A 3,586-nucleotide genomic window follows, 5' to 3' on the forward strand; every position below is an offset into this window, starting at 1 on the left:
TATACCAGTACTCCTACATTCAGCTCTATGGATTGGTCTTCCTCTATTTTGTGATATTGTACTTTGGCCTTGCACCATTGTTTCAGCAAGCTTGTAAATTTCTACACAGAAAAGGCCTGTTAGAGGTAATTTCAAAGCAGGAAGTAACACCCAAACAGGTAAGGTTCGAGATACTGCATTCTTTAAAATCCGTTGTTATCTTTGGTTTTTCCGGCATCCCGCTCATATTTCTTATACGCCATAGGATAATAGACCTGGTTCCTGATACACCCCTTAACATACTAACAGGACTTATTATACTGGTTATTTGGAATGAGATACATTTTTTTATGGTACACCGGCTTATGCACCTCCCCTATTTCATGAAGCGCGTCCATTATGTGCATCACCGGTCCAGGGTACCAACAGTATATTCGGTCTATAGCTTTCACTGGTTTGAAGCCTTGCTGCTGAGTACTGTTCCTGTTACAATAGCCCTGATTATTCCTTTATCAGCAACAGCCATTTTTATATTTCCGCTGGTGAGCATACTGCTAAATTATGCCGGACATTGCAATTACCGTTTTTGGAGTGGAAAAGCGCCGGGTTTTCTGGCTTTTGGCACCAACCATAACCACCACCACTCCAGGGCAAAACGTAATTATGGCTTTGCCTCCGGTTTACTGGATAGAATAAACAACAAACTTTTTAATAAAAGCTGATCCCATCGGGTGGGATTTCAAATGACGACTATGGATAATGTATATATTACAAGCGCCGGGATATTTCTTCCCAATGAGCCTGTTTCAAATGACGAAATGGAAGATTTCCTTGGCAGGATCAATGGCAAAGACAGTGCTTTGAAAAACCGTATTTTGAAGCAAAACGGTATAAAATTCAGGCATTACGCTATTGACAAAAAACAGCAAAGCAGCCATACAAATGCTGAAATGGCCGCCAGAGCGATAGACCATGCACTCGAAAGAAGCAGCCTCTCCCCTAAAGACGTTGAGTTGCTGGCCGCAGGTACCACTCAGGCTGACTTGCCCGTACCGGGTTTTGCCAGTATGGTGCACGGCAACCTCGGCTTTTCGGCCTGCGAGGTAGCCAGTTTTCAAAGTGTATGCGCCAGTGGCATGATGGCCCTGAAAGATGCTTATGCCCAGATAAAAAGTGGGGAGAAAAATAACGCCGTATGTGTGGGAAGTGAATTCGCCAGCAGGCTCTTCAAAGGTTCCCGCTTCGAAAAACAAAATGTAAAATCTCTTTCATTTGATGCAGAATTTCTGCGCTGGATGCTTTCTGACGGGTCAGGTGCACTGGTACTGGAAAATAAGAAAAGCAGCAAAGGCCTGTCTCTGCGCATAGACTGGATTGATATCAAATCACACGCTCATGAGCTCCCCCTCTGCATGTATACGGGCAAAGCTGATGACAAGACGGGTAGCGAACCCTCCTGGCTGGATTACCCTGACTATGAATCCGCATCACAGGCCGGCGCACTCAACCTCAAGCAGGATGTACGACTGCTCGACAGGGTGGTGCAAAAAGGCGTAGCGCACTTCTTTGAACTCATCGACAGCAAAAAGCTTTCAACCGAGGAAATAGACTGGCTTTGCTGCCATTACTCGTCAGAATTTTTCAAGCAGCCTATTAAAGACCTGATGGCCAAGGGCGGGGCTTTGATCCCTGACGAAAAATGGTTTAGCAACCTCACCACCAAAGGGAATACTGGTTCTGCATCTATATTTATCATGCTGGAAGAGCTGATGTTTTCGGGTAAGCTGAAAGCCGGTGACAGCATTCTTTGTATGGTTCCGGAAAGTGGCCGCTTTATAACCTCATTCATGAAGCTTACCGTAGAAGGTGCCGCTGCTGCCGGGGAAAAGCAGTATGAAATACGCGAAGTGGAAGCGCCTGAGCTGGTATTGAAAGAAAGGCCTGTTTCTGAATGGCTCATTCGCCAGCTCACCAATGTTTGGATAGAATTTGAAACTTCCCTGCTAAAAGTACCTGTAATTACTAAAATGCACCAGGGCTCACTATCCATGAATGATTACAAGTTACTGCTACACGATCTCAGGCAGCAGGTTATTGACGGTTCTCAATGGATCACACGTGCAGCCTCATGTATTGATATCGAATTATTTGAACTCCGCTCTGCCTTCATCAAACATGCCGCCACGGAGCATAAAGATTATCAACTGCTGGAGCGCAATTTTGAAGCTTTGAATGAACCCGCAGAAGCCATCAGGACTGGTAAAAAGAATATAGGAAGCATGGCACTGTCTGCTTTTATGTTCAATCAGGCTGGTAAACCCAACCCAATAGACCTGCTGGGTGCCATGTTTATTATCGAAGGCATTGGCAAAAGGCTGGCGGGCCACTGGGGCAGGATGATGCAGGACCAGCTAGGTCTGGCTGATGAGCAGGTGTCGTTTTTCACTTATCATGGTGTGGCTGATGAAAACCATTTCCACCGTCTGGAAAAAGCACTTGATCATCCACTTATGAATATGGATATTGCCGAAGCTATAGTTAAAACAGCAAAAACAACAGCCAGGCTTTATCGCATGCAGCTCGAAGAGTTAGGCAATTATTAATTCAGGAAATTAAATCATTATTAAGATGTCAAAAGAGTTATTTGATATATCGAGCTACGACAGCCGCGACCCAAACCCATGGCTGGCCCTGTACCTCGACAACAGTATCCCCATCAATGAAAAGACCAAACAGGCCCTGATGCGGGACAACAACTCCAGATCGGCGAGGTACTTATACCCGCTGATCTTTTTCTGGTCTAAGGTCACCATGTTTTTTATCCATGTGTTTAAGTTCTTCTTTCCTAAGATCTTTAACAGTTCCAAAATCCTGCACATCATACTCTCGTGGGGGCTCAAAAGGTTTGTGAGCAAAGACGCCAACCTGCTTATATTCAGGCATTTTCATGTAGGAAGTGAAATTTTACAATTCATAGCAGGCAATGTTGAAGGCGTTGAAATTGAAACCTCCCCGCTAAAACCGAATAATTTTGAGGACGTAAAAGACGACCTTTTCCTAAAGCATGACCTGAACCTCTACAACTTCATTATCAGGCTAAACAGCAAGCTAAAGGAAAAGAATATTACCATAAAGCCACCGGAAAGATTAAGCTTAGACATGATCTCCGATGACCAGTTTGACCACATTGAGTTTCCAGACAAATGGACGAACATCCTCGATTTGAAGTCTTCAATAGAGCTATTTACACCTTTCTACCAGTTTTTCCTTACTTCCAATGACTTTATCAGGGCCTCTAACTCCCTGCAACTTGATGAAACTATCTCCATTTACACCTCCCAGCTATTGGGCACCCCGGCACACCTCGGGTTGGTCAACAATAAGCACCCTATGATCCCTATTTCCACCTACAGTGCAGCCTACCGGCTGGTACTACACGGCCTGGCTGCAGAAACACTCCACCAGATACTGGTGAATATCAAACAAGGCAAATCTGTAGATGGGATTGTAACTCCGTTGGAAAAGTAGATTAAAAGAGCCACACCAAGTCATCCGATGAGTATCTAATGCAGATTCACTATACCCGTTCAGTAGCACTAAGAAACTA

Annotated in this window: 3 protein-coding genes; all 3 read left to right on the forward strand. The window is 44.6% G+C overall.

Annotated features, from left to right (window positions below; all coding sequences use genetic code 11):
• A partial coding sequence (locus E1163_RS01660; protein ID WP_246223460.1) for a sterol desaturase family protein occupies positions 1 to 701 on the forward strand: 701 nt, incomplete at its 5' end.
• A 30-nt stretch (positions 702 to 731) separates the two neighbouring features.
• Positions 732 to 2,582, forward strand: coding sequence for a beta-ketoacyl-ACP synthase III (locus E1163_RS01665; RefSeq protein WP_155168805.1), 1,851 nt, complete (start codon positions 732 to 734; stop codon positions 2,580 to 2,582).
• Between the two features lie 25 nt (positions 2,583 to 2,607).
• Positions 2,608 to 3,507 (forward strand): DUF6999 family protein, encoded by a 900-nt coding sequence (locus E1163_RS01670; protein WP_155168807.1) that lies wholly within the window; start codon positions 2,608 to 2,610, stop codon positions 3,505 to 3,507.
• Positions 3,508 to 3,586 lie beyond the last annotated feature (79 nt).

The organism is Fulvivirga kasyanovii, from assembly GCF_009711405.1.
Classification (GTDB): Bacteria; Bacteroidota; Bacteroidia; order Cytophagales; family Cyclobacteriaceae; genus Fulvivirga; species Fulvivirga kasyanovii.

Bases quoted from the DNA above. Each gene is read 5' to 3' on its own strand.
- E1163_RS01665 (WP_155168805.1), top strand. From the start codon at position 732: ATGGATAATGTATATATTACAAGCGCCGGGATATTTCTTCCCAATGAG.
- E1163_RS01670 (WP_155168807.1), top strand. From the start codon at position 2,608: ATGTCAAAAGAGTTATTTGATATATCGAGCTACGACAGCCGCGACCCA.